The organism is Pseudomonas sp. PDM20 (genome assembly GCF_014852575.3).
GTDB lineage: Bacteria > Pseudomonadota > Gammaproteobacteria > Pseudomonadales > Pseudomonadaceae > Pseudomonas.
Window position 1 is genome coordinate 37,598 of the sequence record NZ_CM181224.1, and the last position, 20,430, is coordinate 58,027.

General features: G+C 66.9%; 19 protein-coding genes. 12 read left to right on the plus strand and 7 right to left on the minus strand.

Annotated features, from left to right (window positions below; translation table 11 throughout):
* Nucleotides 1-53: 53 nt before the first annotated feature.
* Nucleotides 54-560 carry a peptide deformylase gene (gene def / locus IB261_RS00165; RefSeq protein WP_045213670.1) on the minus strand — a complete coding sequence of 169 codons (507 nt, stop codon included), beginning with the start codon at nucleotides 558-560 and terminating at the stop codon, nucleotides 54-56.
* Between the two features lie 137 nt (nucleotides 561-697).
* Between def and IB261_RS00170 the strand changes: the two genes are divergently transcribed.
* From IB261_RS00170 to tsaC, 3 genes are all read left to right on the plus strand, one after another.
* On the plus strand, nucleotides 698-1,723 hold the full coding sequence (locus IB261_RS00170) for a LysM peptidoglycan-binding domain-containing protein (RefSeq protein WP_192383483.1): 1,026 nt from the start codon (nucleotides 698-700) through the stop codon (nucleotides 1,721-1,723).
* 131 nt (nucleotides 1,724-1,854) lie between these two features.
* Entirely contained in the window at nucleotides 1,855-2,955 is a 1,101-nt protein-coding gene (gene dprA, locus IB261_RS00175; RefSeq protein WP_192383482.1) for a DNA-processing protein DprA, read from the plus strand.
* A 41-nt stretch (nucleotides 2,956-2,996) separates the two neighbouring features.
* Entirely contained in the window at nucleotides 2,997-3,554 is a 558-nt protein-coding gene (gene tsaC / locus IB261_RS00180; RefSeq protein WP_081518955.1) for an L-threonylcarbamoyladenylate synthase type 1 TsaC, read from the plus strand.
* A gap of 37 nt (nucleotides 3,555-3,591) precedes the next feature.
* Here tsaC and IB261_RS00185 read toward each other — a convergent pair whose 3' ends face one another.
* Complete coding sequence (locus tag IB261_RS00185; protein WP_192383481.1) at nucleotides 3,592-4,569, minus strand: NADPH:quinone reductase; 978 nt, start codon at nucleotides 4,567-4,569, stop codon at nucleotides 3,592-3,594.
* A gap of 182 nt (nucleotides 4,570-4,751) precedes the next feature.
* On the opposite strand from IB261_RS00185, the gene hemF reads away from it, so the two are divergent.
* Complete coding sequence (gene hemF / locus IB261_RS00190) at nucleotides 4,752-5,666, plus strand: oxygen-dependent coproporphyrinogen oxidase (protein ID WP_081518953.1); 915 nt, start codon at nucleotides 4,752-4,754, stop codon at nucleotides 5,664-5,666.
* Between the two features lie 116 nt (nucleotides 5,667-5,782).
* Entirely contained in the window at nucleotides 5,783-6,604 is an 822-nt protein-coding gene (aroE, locus tag IB261_RS00195; RefSeq protein ID WP_151188862.1) for a shikimate dehydrogenase, read from the plus strand.
* A gap of 256 nt (nucleotides 6,605-6,860) precedes the next feature.
* On the opposite strand, the gene IB261_RS00200 is transcribed toward aroE, so the two are convergent.
* Genes IB261_RS00200 through betC form a run of 3 tightly spaced genes read right to left on the minus strand, consistent with a single transcriptional unit; the run spans nucleotide 6,861 to nucleotide 10,914 of the window.
* Nucleotides 6,861-8,420, minus strand: coding sequence for a SulP family inorganic anion transporter (locus IB261_RS00200; protein WP_192383480.1), 1,560 nt, complete (start codon nucleotides 8,418-8,420; stop codon nucleotides 6,861-6,863).
* Nucleotides 8,421-8,427: 7 nt separating this feature from the next.
* Entirely contained in the window at nucleotides 8,428-9,366 is a 939-nt protein-coding gene (locus tag IB261_RS00205; RefSeq protein WP_192383479.1) for a choline ABC transporter substrate-binding protein, read from the minus strand.
* A 30-nt stretch (nucleotides 9,367-9,396) separates the two neighbouring features.
* The gene (gene betC / locus IB261_RS00210; protein ID WP_192383478.1) at nucleotides 9,397-10,914 is read right to left on the minus strand and encodes a choline-sulfatase; all 1,518 of its coding nucleotides are present in this window, start codon (nucleotides 10,912-10,914) and stop codon (nucleotides 9,397-9,399) included.
* 129 nt (nucleotides 10,915-11,043) lie between these two features.
* On the opposite strand from betC, the gene IB261_RS00215 reads away from it, so the two are divergent.
* The 5 genes from IB261_RS00215 to IB261_RS00235 all read left to right on the plus strand — a co-directional run bounded on the left by IB261_RS00215 (nucleotide 11,044) and on the right by IB261_RS00235 (nucleotide 16,493).
* Nucleotides 11,044-11,940 carry a choline sulfate utilization transcriptional regulator gene (locus IB261_RS00215; protein ID WP_192383477.1) on the plus strand — a complete coding sequence of 299 codons (897 nt, stop codon included), beginning with the start codon at nucleotides 11,044-11,046 and terminating at the stop codon, nucleotides 11,938-11,940.
* On the plus strand, nucleotides 11,937-12,269 hold the full coding sequence (locus IB261_RS00220) for a DOPA 4,5-dioxygenase family protein (RefSeq protein ID WP_192383476.1): 333 nt from the start codon (nucleotides 11,937-11,939) through the stop codon (nucleotides 12,267-12,269). Before IB261_RS00215 ends, IB261_RS00220 begins: the two co-directional genes overlap by 4 nt.
* 103 nt (nucleotides 12,270-12,372) lie before the next feature.
* Nucleotides 12,373-12,894, plus strand: a complete 522-nt coding sequence (locus tag IB261_RS00225) for a sigma-70 family RNA polymerase sigma factor (protein ID WP_081518946.1) — start codon at nucleotides 12,373-12,375, stop codon at nucleotides 12,892-12,894.
* Entirely contained in the window at nucleotides 12,891-13,823 is a 933-nt protein-coding gene (locus tag IB261_RS00230) for a FecR family protein (protein ID WP_151188869.1), read from the plus strand. The genes IB261_RS00225 and IB261_RS00230 overlap by 4 nt, the downstream gene beginning before the upstream one ends.
* Nucleotides 13,824-14,108: 285 nt before the next feature.
* Nucleotides 14,109-16,493 (plus strand): TonB-dependent receptor, encoded by a 2,385-nt coding sequence (locus tag IB261_RS00235; RefSeq protein WP_192383475.1) that lies wholly within the window; start codon nucleotides 14,109-14,111, stop codon nucleotides 16,491-16,493.
* A gap of 58 nt (nucleotides 16,494-16,551) precedes the next feature.
* Here the strand turns inward: IB261_RS00235 and IB261_RS00240 are convergent, their stop codons facing one another.
* Nucleotides 16,552-16,869, minus strand: a complete 318-nt coding sequence (locus IB261_RS00240; RefSeq protein WP_081518943.1) for an antibiotic biosynthesis monooxygenase family protein — start codon at nucleotides 16,867-16,869, stop codon at nucleotides 16,552-16,554.
* Nucleotides 16,870-17,191: 322 nt separating this feature from the next.
* Between IB261_RS00240 and IB261_RS00245 the strand changes: the two genes are divergently transcribed.
* Complete coding sequence (locus IB261_RS00245) at nucleotides 17,192-18,133, plus strand: AraC family transcriptional regulator (RefSeq protein WP_081518942.1); 942 nt, start codon at nucleotides 17,192-17,194, stop codon at nucleotides 18,131-18,133.
* 201 nt (nucleotides 18,134-18,334) lie between these two features.
* On the opposite strand, the gene gloA2 is transcribed toward IB261_RS00245, so the two are convergent.
* Complete coding sequence (gene gloA2, locus IB261_RS00250) at nucleotides 18,335-18,721, minus strand: SMU1112c/YaeR family gloxylase I-like metalloprotein (protein ID WP_081518941.1); 387 nt, start codon at nucleotides 18,719-18,721, stop codon at nucleotides 18,335-18,337.
* A 191-nt stretch (nucleotides 18,722-18,912) separates the two neighbouring features.
* On the opposite strand from gloA2, the gene IB261_RS00255 reads away from it, so the two are divergent.
* The gene (locus tag IB261_RS00255; protein WP_151188871.1) at nucleotides 18,913-20,421 is read left to right on the plus strand and encodes a YdgA family protein; all 1,509 of its coding nucleotides are present in this window, start codon (nucleotides 18,913-18,915) and stop codon (nucleotides 20,419-20,421) included.
* The last annotated feature ends 9 nt before the right edge of the window (nucleotides 20,422-20,430 follow it).

The window sequence follows — 20,430 nt, forward strand, 5'->3', positions numbered from 1 at the left end:
TCTCTATGAAAGAGCTGGCGGGGCTTGCCGGGGCAAGCCTTTGGGGGATGGGGTCACGCCTGTTGCCGGTGCTGCTTTTCCAGCTTCTTGCGGATGCGGTCGCGCTTGAGGTTGGACAGGTAGTCGACGAACAGCTTGCCGTTGAGGTGATCGCACTCGTGCTGGATGCACACTGCGAGCAGGCCTTCGGCCTCTTCCTCGAACGGATTGCCGTCGCGGTCCTGGGCCTTGATCCGCACTTTCTGCGGACGGTCTACATTTTCGTAGAAGCCGGGCACCGACAGGCAGCCTTCCTGGTACTGGTCCATTTCCTCGGTGAGGAATTCGAACTCGGGGTTGATGTAGACCCGGGGTTCGGACTTGTCCTCGGACAGGTCCATCACCACGACGCGCTTGTGCACGTTGATCTGCGTGGCGGCCAGGCCAATACCCGGCGCCTCGTACATGGTCTCGAACATGTCGTCGATCAGCGTGCGCAGGGCGTCATCGAAGACCGTGACGGGCTTGGCGATGGTCCGCAGGCGCGGATCGGGGAATTCGAGAATGTTCAGAATGGCCATATACGTTTGTGATGCACTTGTGGAATAAAGTCAAAATCGGCTGCTAATATGCTGAGCAGCATCGAAAAACGCTGGAAAGCGCGGTAGGGGCGGCTTCCAGGCGTTTCATGTGTACACATAATAAAGGGATTCACCGCATGAGGAAAACACTACTCGCCCTGCTGCTGCTCGCCGCAGGCGGGGTGGCGCAGGCTGCCGTGCAGCTCAAGGAAGGCCATCCGGATCGCTATACCGTAGTGAAGGGCGACACCCTCTGGGACATCTCCGGCAAGTTCCTCAGCAAGCCGTGGAAGTGGCCGGAAATCTGGCAGGTGAATCCGCAGATTCAGAACCCGCACCTGATCTATCCGGGTGACGTGCTGAGCCTCACTTACATCGACGGCCAGCCACGCCTGATGCTCAACCGCGGCGAGTCGCGCGGGACCATCAAGCTGTCGCCGCGGGTACGCAGCACCCCGATCGCCGAGGCGATCCCGACCATCCCGCTGGACAAGATCAACGCCTTCCTGCTGTCCAACCGCATCGTCGACAGCTCTGACGAATTCGCCAACGCCCCCTATGTGGTTGCGGGTGACGCCGAAAGCGTGATCAGCGGCGCCGGCGACCGCGCCTACGCTCGCGGCAACTCGCTGTCCGAAGAGAGCAGCTACGGCATCTTCCGCCAGGCCAAGGTCTACACTGACCCGGAAACCAACGAAGTCCTGGGCGTCGACGCCATGGACGTCGGCAGCGCCAACGTCACGGCGAAGGAACGCGATATCGCTACCCTGAACCTGACCCGCACCACCCAGGAAGTCCGTTCGGGCGACCGCCTGTTCCCCACCGAGGAACGCGCGATCACTTCGACCTTCATGCCCAGCGAGCCGAGCACCCCGATCAAGGGCACCATCATCGACGTGCCGCGCGGCGTGACGCAGATCGGCAAGTACGACGTGGTGACCATCGACAAGGGCGCCCGCGATGGTCTGGCCGAAGGCAACGTGCTGGCGATCTACAAGCTGGGCGAAACCGTGCGCGACCGCGTCACCGAAGACATGGTGAAGATCCCGGACGAGCGCTCGGGCCTGGTGATGATCTTCCGCACCTACAACCGCCTGAGCTACGGCCTGGTGCTGACCGCCACCCGTTCGCTCGAGGTCAACGACCGCGTTCAGAATCCATGATGCGCGCATGACCTGAAGAAAACCCCGCTCCGGCGGGGTTTTTTGTGGGCGCGATCCGGAAGGGTCCGACAGCGGGGGCTACGGCTGGCGCGGCATAGTCCGGGCGTCTGCCCCACGCCCAGGACTGCGCCATGCCCCAAGACCCGACTCTCTCCCCGTCCGAACTCGAAGCACGGCTGCGCCTGCACGGCCTGCCTGAGTTGGGCCCCCGGCGCTTTCGCCGCCTGCTGGAGGCCTTCGGCTCGGCTTCCGCCGCGATGAGTGCGCCCGCGGCTGCCTGGCGCTCCCTGGGGTTGCCCGCCGTCTGCGCAGAGCCACGCCGCGATGCTTCCATCCGTGAACAGGCGGCGCAGGCGCTGCGCTGGCTGGAAGCACCGGAGCATCATCTGGTCATGTGGGACGCCCCCGGTTACCCCGCTCTGCTCGCCGAGCTGGATGATGCACCGCCGCTGTTGTTTCTGGCTGGCGATCCGGGGCTGCTGGAACGCCCGCAACTGGCGATGGTCGGCAGCCGCCGGGCCAGCAAGCCGGGCCTGGATACCGCTCGGGCGTTCGCCCGCAGCCTGGCCGGCGGAGGCTTCGTGATCACCAGCGGGCTGGCGCTGGGTATCGACGGTGCAGCCCATGAAGGGGCGCTGGAGGCCGCAGGAAAGACGGTGGCGGTGCTGGGCACGGGCCTGGAGCACCTCTACCCGCGTCGCCACCTCGGGCTGGCGAAACGCATCGTCGAGCAGGGCGGCGCGGTGATCTCCGAACTGCCGCTGGACTGCGCACCCCAGGCTTCGAACTTCCCGCGGCGCAACCGGATCATCAGTGGCCTGTCACTGGGCACCCTGGTGGTGGAAGCCAGCCCCTCGAGCGGGTCGCTGATCACGGCGCGGCTGGCTGCAGAGCAGGGCCGCGAGGTCTATGCGATTCCCGGCTCCATCCATCATCCCGGCGCGCGTGGCTGCCACGAGCTGATCCGCCAGGGAGCGATGCTGGTGGAAACGGTCGAGCACATCCTCGAAGGCTTGCAGGGGTGGACGCACGCTGCGCCGACAGTAGAGGTCGCGCCAGCCTTGCCGCCTCACCCACTGGTCGACCTGCTGCGCGCGGCACCGCAAAGCAGCGAGCAGCTGGCGTTGCGCAGCGGCCTGCAGCTGCCGCAGCTGCTGGCGGAACTCACCGAGCTGGAGCTGGACGGGCGGGTGGCCTGCGAGGCCGGCGTCTGGGTGCATCGAGCCCCCTGAGCACGTAAACTGCCGCGCATCGCAGATCCGAGGACTTCACGATGTACAGCAACTGGCGTACCCAGCGCATGGCCCAGGTCGTGCGCGACGGCGGTGTGATCGCTTACCCGACCGAAGCCGTCTGGGGCCTGGGCTGCGACCCATGGAGCGCCGACGCCGTGTACCGCCTGCTGGCGATCAAGGCGCGCCCGGTGGAAAAGGGCATGATCGTGGTGGCCGGCGACATCCGCCAGTTCGACTTCCTCCTCGAAGACCTGCCCGAGGCCTGGCAGGACAAGCTCGCCAACAGCTGGCCCGGCCCGAATACCTGGCTGGTGCCGCACCAGGGGCGCCTGCCCGAGTGGGTAACCGGCGAGCACGAGACCGTCGCCCTGCGCGTCACCGACCACCCGCTGGTACGCGAACTGTGCCGCTTCACCGGCCCGCTGATCTCCACCTCTGCCAACCCCGCCGGCCGCCCTGCCGCGCGCAGCCGCCTGCGCGTCGAGCAGTATTTCCGTGGCGAGCTGGATGGTGTGCTCGGTGGCGCCCTGGGCGGGCGCCGTAATCCGAGCCTGATCCGCGATCTGCGTACCGGCGAGACCGTCAGGCCCTCCTGACTCTGTAAGGGCCCCGTCCTGCCTACGGATACATTCCTTACGGCAGCAGGATGGTCGACCCGGTGGTGCGCCGCGCCGCCAGTTCGGTTTGCGCCTTGGCCGCCTCGGCCAGGGCGAAGCGCTGGTTGATCTCCACTTTTACCTTGCCGCTGGTGATCATGCCGAACAGGTCGTCGGCCATCGCCTGCAGGCGCTCCGGCGTACTGGCATAGCCGAATAGCGTCGGCCGGGTGACGTAGAGCGAGCCCTTCTGCGACAGGATGCCCAGGTTTACCCCGTCCACCGGGCCGGAGGCGTTGCCGAAACTCACCACCAGGCCACGCTGGGCGGTGCAGTCCAGCGAGGTCAGCCAGGTGTCCTTGCCCACCGAGTCGTAGACCACCGGGCACTTCTTGCCGTCGGTGAGTGCGAGCACGCGCTCGACCACGTTCTCGTGGCTGTAGTCGATAGTTGCCCAGGCGCCGTGGGACTTCGCCAGCTCCGCCTTGGCGGCGGAGCTCACGGTGCCGATCAGGTGCGCGCCGATGGCCTTCGCCCACTGGCAGGCGATCAGCCCGACGCCGCCGGCCGCCGCGTGCCAGAGGATGGTCTGGCCCGGCTGCACGTTGTAGGTCTGGCGCAGCAGGTACTGCACGGTCAGGCCCTTGAGCATGACCGCGGCGGCTTGCTCGAAGGTGATTGCATCCGGCAGCTTCACCACGCTGGCCGCCGGCAGCGTGTGCTGCTCGCTGTAGGCGCCCAGCGGGCCGGTGGCGTAGCCGACGCGGTCGCCGACCTTCACGTTGGTCACCGCGCTACCCACTGCCTCCACCTCGCCGGCGCCTTCGGTGCCGACCCCGGCGGGCATGCTCGGCGCGGGGTACAGGCCGCTGCGGTAGTAGGTGTCGATGAAGTTCAGGCCGATGGCGCGGTTGCGCACCCGGACCTCGTTCGGGCCCGGCTCGGCCGGGGTGTAGTCGACGATTTCGAGGACTTCCGGGCCGCCGGTCTTGGCGAATTGAACACGCTTGGCCATGTCGCTCTCCTGAGGGCGCGAGGCTCTGCCTCGCCGGGGAAAAGACTTTCATCCAAGCCGCACGCATGACGGGCGTCAAGACCAGCTTTGCCAGCTCCGATGGTATGCTTGCCCCCGTTTTCGTACCTGAACCCCGCTCCGGCCCGCGCCACGCGTGGCTTTCCCGCTCCAAGGTGATTCTCGTGACCGACCGCATCGAGGCCGTGAAGGCCTACCTGCTCGACCTGCAAGACCGCATCTGCGCCGCACTCGAAGCCGAGGACGGCAGCGCTCGTTTCGTCGAGGACGCCTGGCAGCGGCCGGCGGGCGGTGGTGGTCGGACGCGGGTGATCGGCGATGGCGCGCTGATCGAGAAGGGCGGCGTGAACTTCTCCCACGTGTTCGGCGCCGGTTTGCCGCCGAGTGCCAGCGCGCACCGTCCGGAACTCGCCGGGCGCGGCTTCCAGGCGCTGGGCGTGTCGCTGGTGATCCACCCGACCAACCCCCACGTGCCGACCTCCCACGCCAACGTGCGCTTCTTCATCGCCGAGAAGGAAGGCGAGGAAGCGGTCTGGTGGTTCGGCGGCGGCTTCGACCTGACGCCCTACTACGCCCATGAGGAAGACTGTGTGCTCTGGCACCAGGTCGCCCGCGACGCCTGTGCGCCCTTCGGCGAGGACGTCTACCCGCGCTACAAGGAATGGTGCGACCGTTACTTCCACATCAAGCACCGCAACGAACCGCGCGGTGTCGGCGGCCTGTTCTTCGACGACCTGAACCAGTGGGACTTCGACACCAGCTTCGCCTTCCTGCGTGCCATCGGCGATGCCTATATCGACGCCTACCTGCCCATCGTGCGCAAGCGCAAGGACACCCCCTACACCGAGCAGCAGCGTGAATTCCAGGCTTTCCGCCGCGGCCGCTACGTCGAGTTCAACCTGGTCTACGACCGCGGCACCCTGTTCGGCCTGCAGTCGGGCGGGCGCACCGAGTCGATCCTCATGTCGCTGCCGCCGCAGGTGCGCTGGGGCTACGACTGGAAACCCGAGCCGGGCAGCGAAGAGGCGCGCCTGACCGAGTACTTCCTCACCGATCGGGACTGGCTGGCGCAGGCCTGAGTCGAACTCTCGCGAACCTGCAGGAGCGCCCCATGGGCCCGCTCCTACAGGGTGGGTACGCTGGTAGAAACCCGGCAATCCCGAGCCTTTCCATCATTTTTGTCCCAGGATTCTGAATGGACCGCTACTGCGTCTTCGGCAACCCCATCGGCCACAGCAAGTCGCCGCAGATCCACCGTCTGTTCGCCGAGCAGACCGGCCAGGCGCTGAGCTATGACACGCGACTGGCGCCGCTGGACGACTTCGCCGGGAACGCCCGCGAGTTCTTCGCCGAGGGCCTGGGTGGTAACGTCACCGTGCCGTTCAAGGAAGACGCCTACCGCCTGGCCACCGAGCTGAGCGAGCGCGCGCGCCGGGCGGGTGCGGTGAATACCCTGAAGAAGCTTGAAGGTGGCGGGCTGCTGGGCGACAACACCGACGGCGCCGGGCTGACCCGCGACCTCACGGTGAACCACGGCGTCGTCCTGCGTGGTGCGCGCATCCTGGTGCTGGGCGCCGGTGGCGCGGTGCGCGGCATCCTCGAACCCTTCCTCGGCCAGCAGCCGGCCGGCATCGTCATCGCCAACCGTACGGCGGCCAAGGCCGAACAGCTGGCGGAAGCCTTCAAGGACCTGGGCCCGGTGAGCGGTGGCGGCTTCGACCTGCGCGCCGAGCCCTTCGACCTGATCGTCAACGGCACCTCGGCCTCCCTGGCCGGCGAGCTGCCGCCCATCGATCCTTCGCTGATCAAGCCGGGGCATACCGTCTGCTACGACATGATGTACGGCAAGGACGTGACGGCCTTCAACCGCTGGGCCGCCGAACACGGTGCGGCGCGCTGCATCGACGGGCTGGGCATGCTGGTCGAGCAGGCGGCGGAAGCCTTCCTGCTGTGGCGCGGCGTGCGCCCGGATTCGGCGCCGGTGCTGGAGGAGTTGCGCCGTCAGCTCAAGGGCTGATCGGGGCTCCCCCTGGGTTACTCCTGCGCTCGGATCAGCCCTCACCCTAACCCTGGCTGCGCGCCCCGCTCAGAGGGAGAGGGGACCGTTCGGTGCCGGATGAAACCACAGCGTCAGCCGGCACGATTTGCTCCCTCTCCCTGAGGGAGAGGGCTGGGGTGCGGGGGACAGCGCCAGCACGGAATCATCCGGTGAAGGACGGGCGCTCCTGTAACGGGGCACCCCAACCCCAAAGGTGCGAAGCAAAAGCGCACACCTACTCCTCGACCAGCAACACCCCGCCCTTCCCCATCTGTCTTTCCAGCTCCGCGCGCACCCGTGGCCGGGCGTTGCGCAGCACCAGGCTGCGGCCTTCGCTGGCCAGGCGGCGGGCTTCCTGCTGGAGCATCTGCGCACCGGCGAAGTCGATGAAGTTCACGTGGTGGGCGTCCAGTACCAGGCGCTCGCCACGGCTGTGCTGCATCAGTTTCTGCAGGTAGTCGCAGGCGCCGAAGAAGATCGAGCCTTCGATGCGCAACACTGCCTCGTCCTCCTTCTCCCACTGCTGCACGCGCGGCTGTGAGGTGCGCTTGAGGTAGAAGAACAGCGACGCCAGCACGCCGGCGTAGATGGCGTTCTGCAGCGGCAGCAGCAGGGTGGCGGCGAGGGTCAGCAGCATCACCAGGGATTCCGCTCGGCTGCCTTTCCACAGTGCGCGCAGCGCGGGGCGATCGATCAGGTTCCAGCAGATCAGCAGGATGCCGGCGGCCATCGCCGGCAGCGGGATATGGGTGATCAGGCCGGCGCCGGCCACTGCCAGCAGCGCGACCCACAGCGCCGAGAAGACCCCGGCCAGCGGCGTGCGTGCCCCGGCATCCTGGTTCAGTCCGGAACGGGTGAAGGAGCCGGCGGACAGTGTGCCGGACAGCCACGGCCCGATCAGGTTGGACAGCCCCTGCGCGCGCACTTCCTGGTTGGCGTCCAGCGCCTGGTGCGAGCGCGCCGCCAGGGCGCGGGCAATCGACAGGCTGGTGACCAGCCCGAGCATACCGCAGGCCACGGCGGCGGGGAGCAACTGGGCGATGGCGGAGAGGTCGAACGACAATGCGCTGAGCGGTGGCAGCGCGCTGCGGAAGGCAGCCACCCTGGCCACCTCGGCAAAGGTCGTCGGCATCGCCCAGACCAGCGCGCCAGCGCCGAACAGGCCGACCAGCAATGCCGGCCCGCGCCGCCACAGGCGTTTGACGATCAGGCTCAGCACCAGGCTGAACAGTCCCACCAGCAGCGATGGCCCGTGGAACTGCGGCAGCTTCCACCAGAGCGCGGCGGCGCTGGTCAGCGCGGTGGCCTGCCCCGCTGCACTGATGCCGAGCAGGTACGGCAACTGGCCGATCACGATCACCAGTGCGGCGCCACAGGTGAAGCCGAGCAGCACCGAGTGCGAGACGAAGTTCACCAGCACGCCGAAGCGCAGCATGCCCAGCAGCCACTGGAACAGCCCGGCGAGGAAGGTCAGCAGCAGCGCGTACTGGATGAACTGCGCGCTGCCCGGCGGCGCCAGCGGGGCGATGGCGGTGAACAGCACCACCGAGATCGCCGCCGTCGGCCCGCCGACCATGTGTTTCGACGAACCCCATAGACAGGCGATCAGCACCGGCAGCATCGCCGCGTAGAGCCCGTATTCCGCCGGCAACCCGGCGATCAGTGCGTAGGCCATGGACTGCGGCAGGGCGAGCACCGCGCCGGAGAGTCCGACTCCCAGGTCGCGGCGCAGGTCGCGCGCGCTGACCTGGGGCAGCCAGGCGAGGAACGGCAGCAGGCGGATCAGGCGCTCCATCGACGGCCTACAGCTTGGCCTTCACGGCAGCCAGCGCGTCGCCGCCGTCGCGGGTCTTCACGCCCTGCAGCCAGGTGTCGAGGCTCTGCGGGTTGGCCTTGATCCAGGCTTTCACCGCGTCGGGGTTCTTCACGTTCTTCTCCAGCACTTCGGCCATGATGGCGTTCTCCATCTTCAGGTCGAACGACAGGTTGGCCAGCAGCTTGCCGCTGTTCGGGCATTGCTCGGTGTAGCCGTTGCGGGTCACGGTGAACACGCTGCCGGTGCTGCCGAAGTACTTCTCGCCGCCGGTGAGGTACTTCATGTCGTACTTCACGTTCATCGGGTGCGGCGTCCAGCCGAGGAACACCACCCAGCGCTCGCGCTTCACTGCGCGGCCGACCTCGGCGAGCATCGCTTGTTCGCTGGATTCCACCAGCTTCCAGTCGCCCAGGCCGAACTCGTCGGCGCTGATCATTTTCTGGATCGACTGGTTGGCCGGCGCGCCGGAGCCGATGCCGTAGACCTTCCTGTTGAACTGCTCGGCGTGCTTGTCGAGGTCGTCGAAGGTCTTCACCCCGGCGTTCCACACGTAGGTCGGCACCGCCAGGGTGAATTCGGTGCCCTGCAGGTTCTTCGCCAGCTGGGTGACCTGCTGGCTGGCGATGAACTGGTCGTGGAAGCCCTGCTGCGCCGGCATCCAGTTGCCGAGGAAGGCGTCGACCTGGCCGTCGCGCAGGCCGCCGTAGGTGATGGGCACCGACAGGGTGTCGATCTTCACCTTGTAGCCCAGGCCTTCGAGGAGGAAAGCGGCGATGCCATTGGTGACGGCGATGTCGGTCCAGCCCGGGTCGGCCAGCTTCACCGTACTGCAGGCTTCATCTTCGGCCCGGGCCAGCGGGCCGCCCAGCGCCAGTGCGCTGGCCAGCAATAGTGCGGATGCTTGTCGTACGGTGCGCTTGGTCATGCTCCCTTCCCCTTCGGCGTGTTGTGGTTGTTATTTCGGTTGCGGATAGCGGGCGCGGCGCTCCAGATCGTCGAGGTCGATGTGGTTGCGCATGTACTGCTGGCTGGCGTCGACCAGGGGCTGGTGATCCCAGCTTTTCAGCGTGCCGTGGGTCAGCGCGTCGGCCACCAGGCGGCGGCGTCGCTGGCTGGCCAGTACCTGCCGGGTGATGGCGGGCACATCCCAGCGCGCGCGGGCTTCACCCAGCAGGTCGCGTACCAGGTTGGCGTGGGCCGGCGAATCCATGAGGTTCTGCAGCTCGCGCGGATCGTTGGCGACGTCGAACAGCAGGCAAGGGTCCTGCTCGGAGTAGATGAACTTGAAGTCGCCGCGGCGGATCATCATCAGCGGGCTGACGGTGCCTTCGGCGGTGTATTCGCCGATCACTTCGTCGTGGCCGCCAGTGCCTTGCAAGTGCGGTAGCAGTGAGCGGCCGTCGAGATCGACGCCGGGCTCGATCTGCCCGCCGGCCAGCCCGACGAGGGTCGGCAGCAGGTCGACGGTGGACACCGACTGGCTGACCCGATGCGCGGCGAAACGCTTGGGCGCGTGCACCAGCAGCGGCACGCGGGCAGCCATCTCGAACCAGTGCATCTTGTACCAGAGGCCGCGCTCGCCAAGCATGTCGCCGTGGTCGCCGGAGAACACGATCAGGGTGTCATCGGACAGGCCGCAATCCTCCAGGGTGCTCAGCAGCGTGCCGATCTGCGCGTCGACATAGCTGCACGCGCCGAAGTAGGCGCGGCGGGCGGCGCGCACCTTCTCTTCAGGCATCTCCTGGCCCCACAGGTCGATCACCTTGAGCAGGCGCCGGGAGTGCGGGTCCTGCTCGTCCTGGGCGATCTGCACCGAGGGCAGCGGGATGTCCTCGTCGCGGTACAGGTCCCAGTACTCGCGCGGGATGGTGTAGGGGTCGTGCGGGTGGGTCATGGACACGGTGAGGCAGAACGGCTGCTCGGGGTGTTCGCGCACATGGTCGTAGAGGTACTGGCGCGCCTTGAACACCACTTCCTCGTCGAAGTCGAGCTGGTTGGTGCGCACGCACGGGCCGGCCTGCAGTACCGAGGACATGTTGTGGTACCAGCTCGGGCGCACGTCCGGCTCGTCCCAGTTCACCGCCCAGCCGTAGTCGGCGGGGTAGATGTCGCTGGTCAGGCGTTCTTCGTAGCCGTGCAGCTGGTCCGGACCGCAGAAGTGCATCTTGCCCGACAGCGCGGTGCGGTAGCCGAGGCGGCGCAGGTAGTGCGCGTAGGTGGGGATGTCGGCGGCAAAGTCGGCGGCGTTGTCCCAGGCGCCGATCTTCGTCGGCAGCTGGCCGCTCACCAGGGTGAAGCGCGAGGGCGCGCAGAGCGGGCTGTTGCAGTAGGCCGAGTCGAAGACCACGCCTTCACCGGCGAGGCGCGAGAGGTTGGGCAGCTTGATGGGCGACTGGGCGTCGTAGAAGGGCAGGAGCGGCGCGGCCATCTGGTCGGCCATGATGAAGAGGATGTTCGGGCGCTGGCGCTTCATGGCGTTGGGCTTATCCTGTTGGCGCTGTTATGGGATGCTGTGCGGTACGAGTCTGTTGGCTGCTGGATTAGGGGTAAAGCGCATGGCGCGGCATGCTTCGGATAACACCTGCTTATGCGAGAGCAAGCCATGAGCGTGCCGCTGGAACTGCTGCGCGTGTTCGAGTCCGCCGCGCGGCTGCTCAGCTTCACCGCCGCCGCCGGCGAGCTGGGCACCACCCAGCCGGCGGTCAGCCAGCAGATCAAGCGCCTGGAGAAGCTCCTCGCCGTGCGCCTGTTCGACCGCATTCACCGGGGCATTGCCCTCACCGAAAGTGGACAGGTGCTGCAGCAGCACGTTCAGGTCGGGTTGGAGAGCATCGACGCCGGTATCGCCGCGGTCACCGCGAAGCATCCCCACGAGGTACTGCAGGTCGCCACCGATTTCGCCTTCGCCGCGTACTGGCTGATGCCGCGCCTGCCGCGCTTCCGCCAGGCGCATCCGGAGCTGGACGTCGGGCTGATCAGCAGCGACCGTAGCCCGATTGCCCTGCGCAGCGACATCGACGTGGCCATCGCCTTCGGCGACGGGCGCTTCAAGCATGGCGAGGCGCTGCGCCTGTTCAGCGAAGAGGTCTTCCCGGTGTGCAGTCCACGCTTGCTCGAGGGTCGCGAGCTGCCGCTGTCGCCCCAGGCACTCACCGAATTGCCGCTGCTGCACCTCAAGCCCGAGGCCTCCAGCCGCTGGTTCGACTGGGGCGGTGTCTATCGCGCGCTGGGCATCGACGGTGCACCGGCGCCGGCCGGGCTGCGTTTCGATAACTACACCCTGCTGGTGCAGGCGGCCATCGCCGGGCAGGGCGTGGCCATCGGCTGGCGGCATCTGGTCGACGAACTGCTGGAACAGGGGTTACTGTGCCGACCCATCGCCGGATCGCAGCAGTCGCGCTTCGGCTATTACGCCGTGCTGCCCGAGCGCAAACGGCGGATGCGCCTGGTGCAGCGTTTCGTCGACTGGCTGCAGGCGGAACTGGAGCAGGACCGATGAGCGAGATTCAGGACTTCCACGCCCACGTCTATTTCGACGCCGGCAGCATCGAGCGCGCCCGCGCGCTGTGTGAGGAGGCCGCGCGCCGCTTCGGCGCGAAAATGGGCCGCGTCCACGAGCGGCCGGTCGGCCCGCACCCGGACTGGAGCTGCCAGCTGGCTTTCGACAACGCCACCTTCGCCACCCTGGTGCCGTGGCTGGCGCTGAACCGTGACGGCCTGGTGGTGTTCGTCCACCCCAACACCGGCAACGACCTGCGCGATCACCGCGACTACGCCATGTGGATGGGCGCCGTGCGGCCGCTGGACCTCTCGCAGTTCACGAGCTGACATTTTTTTGCATTCGATAATAATTCTCGATTCGGTGTATGCTGCCCACCCTTCGTATCGGCCTGACAGACGTTGGCCGATTTTCCAGGGTATTTCGGCCATCATGCGGCGCTTCGCCTCCTCCTCCCTGCTGCAGAGCTTCCAGGCGCACTACGCGGACCTGATGCGCTTCCTCGCCCGCAGGCTGGGGGACAACCAGCGCGCGGCCGACGTTGCCCAGGACACCTGGCTGCGCCTGGCCGACCACCCCGCCGAAACCGAGGTGCAGGACCCGCGCGCCTACCTGTTCCGGGTGGCCGGCAACATCGCCATCGACAACCTGCGCCGCGAGGGCCGGCTGGCGGAGCTGCATGTCGACGAAACCGCCGCCAACGACCTGAGCGATCCCGCGTCCGGGCTGGAGCACCGCCTGCTCGCCCATGAGGCGCTGGAGCACCTGGACGCCGCCCTCGACCAGTTGCCGACGAACGCCCGCGAGGCGCTGCTGATGAACCGCCTCGACGGCCTCACCCACGCGCAGATCGCCCAGCGCCTGGGGGTTTCCGAGAGCATGGTGGGCAAGTACATCGTTCAGGCCATGCGTCATTGCCGCGACTGGGCGCAGCGTCAGGAGGGCACGCCATGAGCCGCGTGGACCTTTCCGACGAGGCCATCGAGCGCCTGGTGCAGCTGCATTCGGGCAGCGCCGGGGCCGCCGAGCGCATGGACTTCCTGCGCTGGCGCGGGCAGAGCGCGGAGCACGAACTCGCCGCCCGCGAGGCCGAAGCCCTGTGGGGCGCCTTGCCGGAAACCCGTAGCGCCCAGCGCTATCGCCAGCGTGCGCGGCGCCCCCGTCGTTTGCTGGCGCTGGCCACCGCTGCGTGCGTTGCGGCCGTTGCGTTGACCATCGCCCTGCCCGAGCCGCTGGCCGGGTTGTACTCCGATTACGCCACCCGCACCGGTGAGCGGAGGATGCTGGAGCTGGCCGACGGCAGCCGCGTCTGGCTGAACAGCGACAGTGCGTTGTCCGTCGACTTCAGCCCGCAGCAGCGGCGCCTGCGCCTGCATGGCGGCGAGGCGTTGTTCGAGGTGGCCAAGGACCCGTCGCGGCCGTTCATCGTCGAGGCCAGGGGCGGCGAAGTGCGCGCCGTGGGTACGCGCTTCGATGTCGACAGCCGCGGGCCGCAGGTGCGCGTGGACGTGACCGAAGGGGTGGTCCAGGTGAACAGCGCCGGCAGCGAGCCGGTGCGGCTTTCCGCTGGCGAGCGCCTGAGCTACCGCGACAGCGCCGCGCCCGAACCGGTGCAGCCGCTGGACCTGTCCAGCGCCAGTGCCTGGCAGCGCGGCAAGCTGATCTTCAACCAGCGCCCGCTGGGCGAGGTGCTCGATGAACTGGAGCGCTACGTGCCCGGTCGCATCGTGCTGACCGACAGCGCGCTGCGCCAGCACAAGGTCAGCGGCGTGTTCGACCTGCAGGACCCCGGCGCCCTGCTCAAGACCCTGGAGCGGTTGCAGCCGGTGAGCGTTACCCACCTGCCCTGGCTGGTACTGATCCGCCCCGCCCCGAAGGCCTGATAGCTCTTCGTAGGATGAGTGGAGCGGAGCGATACCCATGCTGGTCGCGCACGGGATTGATGGGTATCGCTTCGCTCCACGCCATCCTACGGTCCGCCGGATAGTTCGGCCGCACCCTGTAGGACGGGCGGGGGCGCCTAGCCCATGCCCGCGATCGCTCACACAAGAAAATGAAAATTTTTTGCATTTAGCACTGCAAGGTTTGCCCGGCCGTTTCGTCGTAGGCAGGAACGCGAAAAATTCTCACTACGCGACCCTGCCCACACAAGAACGGATTTCACCCGCATGCATTACCGTCCTTCCCCGCTGCACCGCGCGCTGTTGCTGGCTTCCCTGCTCGGCGCCGCCGCTCCCCTGGCCCACGCGGCCGGCTCCGCCGCCGTCGAACTGCACATCGCCCCGCGTAGCCTGGACAGCGCGCTGACCCAGTTCGCCGACCAGGCCGGGCTGCACCTGCTGTTCAATTCCGAGGACATCCAGGGCCTGCAGAGCGAAGGGCTGGACGGCACCTACAGCACCGAGGAGGCGCTGAACCAGTTGCTGTCCGGCAGCGGCGTGAGCTGGCGCTTCACCGACGAGCGCACCGTGCTGCTCAAGCGCGAGAAGGACGATTCCGCGGCCCTGAGCCTGGCACCGATGCAGATCAGCGTGGCGGCGCGCACGCCCACCGATATCAGCTCGATCCCCGGCACCGTCTGGGTGGTGGACCAGACCCAGCTGCGCGAGCAGCTGGACACCGGCGTGAGCCTCAAGGAAGCCGTCGGCAAGCTGGTCCCCGGTCTCGACCTGGCGCCGGAAGGCCGCACCAACTACGGCCAGAACATGCGCGGGCGCAACGTGCTGGTGATGATCGACGGCGTCAGCCAGAACAGCTCGCGCGGCCTGTCGCGCCAGTTCGACAGCATCTCGCCGTTCAACGTCGAGCGCATCGAAGTGCTCTCCGGCGCCAGCGCCATCTACGGCGGCGGCGCCACCGGCGGCATCATCAACATCATCACCAAGAAGGGCGCGGCCGGCGATACCCGCTTCGAAACACAACTGGGCGCCAGCAGCGGCTTCAACAACAGCGACGACCTGTCGACCCGCGCCGCGCAATCCATCAGCGGTGGCAATGACAGCGTGGTCGGCCGCCTGGGCGTCTCGGCGGAGAAGAACGAAGCCTTCTACGACGGCGCCGGCAACCAGATTTTCATCGACAACACCCAGACCGACCTGCAGTACAACCGCACCGTCGACGTGATGGGCAACCTCACCGCGCAGTTCACCGATGAGCAGAGCCTCGACTTGCTGGCGCAGTACTACGACTCGGGCAACGATGGCAGCACCGGCATCTACTTTCCCAACCTGAAGTACCAGGCGCCCTCGGACCTGGAAGATGCGCAGATCCGCAGCGGCATGGACACCGACCTCGAGCCGCGCACCCGCCGCGTGCTGCTCAATGCCAACTACCATCACAACAACCTGCTGGACCAGGACTTCTATCTGCAGGCGTACTACCGCAAGGAAGACGACAACTTCTATCCCTTCCCCTACTACAACACCGGCAAGCCAACCGGCTCGAAGGGCGTGTACTTCGCCGCCTCGCAGCAGAACTTCGAGGTCAGCGGCCTGAAGGGACTCTTCAGCAAGCAGTGGGATTCGCTGAAGTTCACCTACGGCGTGGACTTCGACCACGAACGCTTCAACGCCGAGCAGAAGGTCTTCGACCAGCGCCTGTCTTCCGAGAGTGGCGGCCTGGACCTGGAAACCGCCAGCAGTGCGCCGCGCTACCCCAGCTACATCGTCGACGGCCTGTCGGTATACGGCCAGCTGGACTGGAAGGCCACCGACAACCTGACCATTTCCGGCGGCGCCCGCCACCAGAAGATGGACGTGGAGGTGGACGATTTCAAAGGCGTGCCCGGCGGCAGCAACGACTACCAGGTCAACCTGTTCAACCTCGGCGCGATCTACGACTTCAAGAACGGCCATCAGGTCTGGACCAACTACAGCGAAGGCTTCGACCTGCCCGATCCGGCCAAGTACTACGGCAAGGCCGGCCTGTCGGTGGACGACAACCCGCTGGCCGGCATCAAGAGCCGCCAGGTCGAGACCGGCTGGCGCTACAGCGACATGCAGTGGCAGACCCAGGCGGCGGTGTATTACATCTGGTCGGACAAGATCATCACCACCGACCAGGCGACCCTGACCATCGACGTGCAGGACCAGAAAAGCCGCGACTTCGGCTTCGAGGGCGCGGTCACCCGCTACTTCGAGAGTGGCTGGCAGGGCGGCACCACGCTGCACCTGGTGCGCTCGGAGGAAGAGGATGCCGACGGTGACTGGATCAAGCGCGATGCGCGCTATGCGTCGCTGTCCAAATCCACCGCGTTCGTCGGCTGGAGCGACGGCACCCGCAGTGCCCGCCTGCAGGGCCAGCACGCCTTCAACCTGAAGGACGATGCGGACCACGAGATCGACGGCTACACCACCTTCGACCTGATGGGCGAGCAGAAGACCGGTTTCGGCACCTTCAGCGCCGGTATCCAGAACCTGCTGGACAAGCAGTACAGCACCGTCTGGGGCCAGCGCGCCGCGCTGTTCTATTCGCCGACCTACGGTCCGGCCTATCTGTATGACTACCAGGGTCGCGGGCGTACCTTCACCCTGGGCTGGAGCCTGGAATACTGAGGGCCTGGAAATTCAGAGCCAGAAAGCTCTCTACCCAAATCTCTCTACCTGAAAAGACTCAGGCCACCTTTCCGGTGGCCTGATCGAGGGTTTCCACTATGCCGCCGCTGAGGCTTCGGCAGTGGCATAAAAGCACTTCGCCGAGCAGCTGCAACGAGGGCGTGGCGAAGTAGTCCAGCAGCGCTTCCTCGTCCTTCCAGCTGCCCTGTAGCAGCCACGGCTGGCCGTTCTCGCCGGCTACCAACTGGCAGCGCAGGCATCCCGGCGCGCGGCGGGCGCCGTCGACCAGGTTGTCGATCAGGGCGCCCAGTTCCGCCTCGTGCCCGAGCCGGGGGTGGATCTGCAATTCGTGTTCGATGGGGGTTTGCCAGTGCATGTCCTGTCCTCCGCGTTCCAGGAAGAAGCCCGAGGTGGCTCCTCGGACGACTGACAGGAAGCTTACGGCGCGGCCAGCACCGGGCGTTATCCGGATGCTGTCACCTTCTTGCCTGATCCTGCGGGACATTCGCCGCAGTCTGAAACCGGGTGTTTCCGCGCCATTTCCGGCCCTTGCACCGCCACGGTGCGCGACCCGATGCCGGGATCGCTTGTCCATTCCTGCCGATTGCTTGCCTGATCCTCCAGCGGCTGCCTTACTGTCACACGCGCGCATGCGTCGTGGGCGTAAGCTTCGTGCGCCGCCACTGGAGGTCCTGTGCATGTCCCAGTCCGTTCCCGCCTTTGATCCCATCGCCGCCGGCCGCCAGGAGCTGGCCGACATCATCCAGCGTCACTGCCAGGGTGAAGGTCTCTTCGAAACCGCCATCGATTCGCTGCTGGTCGCGCGCGGCGACTGCCCCAACGAAGGCCGTATGCCGACGCTCTACCGCCCGGCCCTGTGCGTGATCGCCCAGGGCTGCAAGGAAGTGCGCCTGGGCAGCGAGGTCTATCGCTACGACGAACTCAACCTGCTGGTGGTGTCGGTGACGCTGCCGGTCTCCGGCCAGGTCATCGAGGCCTCGCCGGACAGGCCCTACCTGTCCATCCGCCTGGACATCGACCCCGGCGAGCTGACCCGGCTGATCGCCGAGGCCGGCCTTGCCGGCACCGCGCCGCGCCCGGCCAGCCGAGGTATCTACCTGCAGCGCCTGGATTGCACCGTGCTCGATGCCTTGCTGCGCCTGATGCGTCTGCTGGACACCCCGCGCGACATCGAGATGCTGGCGCCGCTGTTCGTCCGCGAAATCCTCTACCGCCTGCTGCGCGGCCCGCAGGGCCACCTGCTGCACGACCTGGCGATGACCGACAGCCAGACCCACCGCGTCACCCGCGCCATCGAGTGGCTCAACCGCAACTATGACAAGTCGCTGCGCATCGAGGACCTGGCTCGCGAGGTGAACCTCAGCGTGTCCACCCTGCACCACCGCTTCAAGGAAGTGACCGCGCTCAGCCCGCTGCAGTACCAGAAGCAGCTGCGCCTGCAGGAAGCCCGGCGGCTGATGCTGTCGGAGGGACTGGAGGTGGCGGTGGCCGGGCACCGTGTCGGCTATGAAAGTCCGTCGCAGTTCAGCCGCGAATACAGCCGCCTGTTCGGCGCGCCGCCGCTGCGCGATCTGGCGAGCCTGCGCGGGGCCCTGGGCAGCGAGGCGGTACCGGCCTGAGTGCGTGTCCCGTTCTGCATCGGTGTGCTGGTTTTCCCCCTCACCCCAGCCCTCTCCCTCAGGGAGAGGGGGCCGTTTGGCGTGCAGCGAGACGGCGGAGTCAGTCGGCGAGCACCGAGTTTTCAGAGCGCTCGGGACAGTCCCCTCTCCCTGAGGGAGAGGGTTAGGGTGAGGGCATGCCCAGGCACCTGAAGCCAGGCATCAGCGCTCGTAAAGCTCCAGCGGCAGGTCATCCGGGTCGGCGAAGAAGGTGAAGCGCTTGCCGGTCAGCTCGTCATCGCGGATCGGCTCGCAGGCTATGCCGTGGCTCTGCAGGTGGGCCACGGCGCTTTCCAGGTCGTCCACGGCGAACGCCAGGTGGCGCAGCCCCTGCGCCTCCGGGTAGGACGGTCGCGTCGGTGCGCCGGGGAAGGAAAACAGCTCCAGCCGCGCGTCGCCCAGTTCCAGGTCCAGCTTCCAGGAGTCGCGGGCGGTGCGGTAGGTCTCGGCCACCACCTTCAGGCCCAGCACCTGGGTGTAGAAGTGCTTGGAACGGGGGTAGTCCGAGCAGATCAGGGCGACGTGATGGAGGCTTTGCAACAGGGCCATGGGCAGTTCTTTCCGGTGAGTCGGAGCGTTCTATCCTGACAGCCGTGCCCCGTCGGTCAATGCTGGCGCTGTGAAAAGGTTCCAGCTGACAAGCTGGAGTGATGGCAGTGCGCCTGCTAGCATCCCGCCGCCCACTCCCATAAACGGTCGACAGGATGTCCCCCGTACGGCCGCACCTGAAAGGACTCAGCATGAAAAAGACCGCCCTGGCCATCGCCATTCCCGTTGCCATCGTCGGCGCCGCCGTTGCCGGCGCCTGGTACACCGGCAGCCGCGTCGAGCAGGAAGTGAACCGCGGCATCACCGAAGCCAACGAACTGTTCAAGCAGGAAGCCCCCGGCCTGGGCGCTTACCTGACCCTGGTGGACATCCAGCGCGGCCTGTTCTCCAGCACCGCGCGCTACAACCTGACCTTCGCCGGCAAGGAAGGCGAGCAGCCGCAGACCCTGGTCTTCACCGACCACCTGGAACACGGCCCCTTCCCGGCCTCGCGCCTGGCGGCCGGCAAGCTGGCGCCGGTCATGGCGCAGAGTCACTTCGCCCTCGAGCAGAACGAACTCACCGCCCCGTTGTTCACCGCCGCCGGCGGCAAGGCGCCGCTGTCTGGCGACCTGACCATCCACTACGACCAGAAGCAGGAAGGCAACGTCGAAACCGCGCCACTGGAATTCGCTAAGGACAGCGACAAGCTGCGCCTGTCGCCGATCAAGCTGGCCTTCAGTGTGTCCGGCGACAAGAAGGACGTGAGCGCCGTGGGCAACCTCGCCGAGGTCGACCTGGATTTCACCGACGAGAACACCGGCCAGCCGGCGCGCGTGCAGCTGCGTGACCTGGGCCTGCAGGGCGACAAGAAGGAAAACGCCAATGGCTTCGCCCTGGGCCCCAGCTCCGCCACCATCAAGAGCCTGAACATCAAGTCGCCGGGCGCGCCGGAAGTCGAACTGCGCGAAGCCGTGGTCGAGGAAGTCCTCAAGCAGGGCGGCAAGGGCCTGGACCAGAGCGTTTCCTACCGCATCGGCAAGGTCGTGGTGCAGGGTCAGGAAATCGGCGGCGTGAAGCTCGACCTGAGCCTGCGCAACCTCGACGAAGGCGTGCTCAAGACCTTCAAGGAGTCCTACAACAAGATGGCGCTGGACAGCCTGGAAAGCACCGAGCTGACCCCGCAGCAGGAAGAGGAGCTCAAGCGCCTCGGCCTGGCCCTGCTGGAAGGCTCGCCGGTGCTGTCGCTGGACGAGCTGTCGCTGCAGACCAGCCATGGCGTGGCCAAGGCTTCGCTGTCGGTCGACCTGCGCAAGCCCGACGCCGCGGCTGCCACGCCTGACGAGATGGCCCGCAGCATCCTGGCCGCGCTCAAGGCCGACCTGAAAGTGGACAAGGCGGTGATCGGCGACATCGTCGCCCTGCAGGGTTCGCTGGGTGGCGAGGCGGCCGGCAGCGTCGATCCGGTGGCGCTCAAGCAGCAGTCCGATGCCATGACCGACCTGTTCAGCGGCATGGCCCTGAACTCGCAGTGGGCGGTGCTCGACGGCAACGCGCTGTCCAGCTCGCTGGCCTACGCCAACGACCAGGTGAAGTTCAACGGCAAGGACATGAGCGTCCCCGAATTCATGGCCTTCGCCATGGGCTCCGCGCAAGGCCTGGGCCTGGGCGGCGGCGCTGCTGGCGCGGAAGAAGAGCCGCAGGAAGAAGGCGTGGAATAAGCTTCGCCC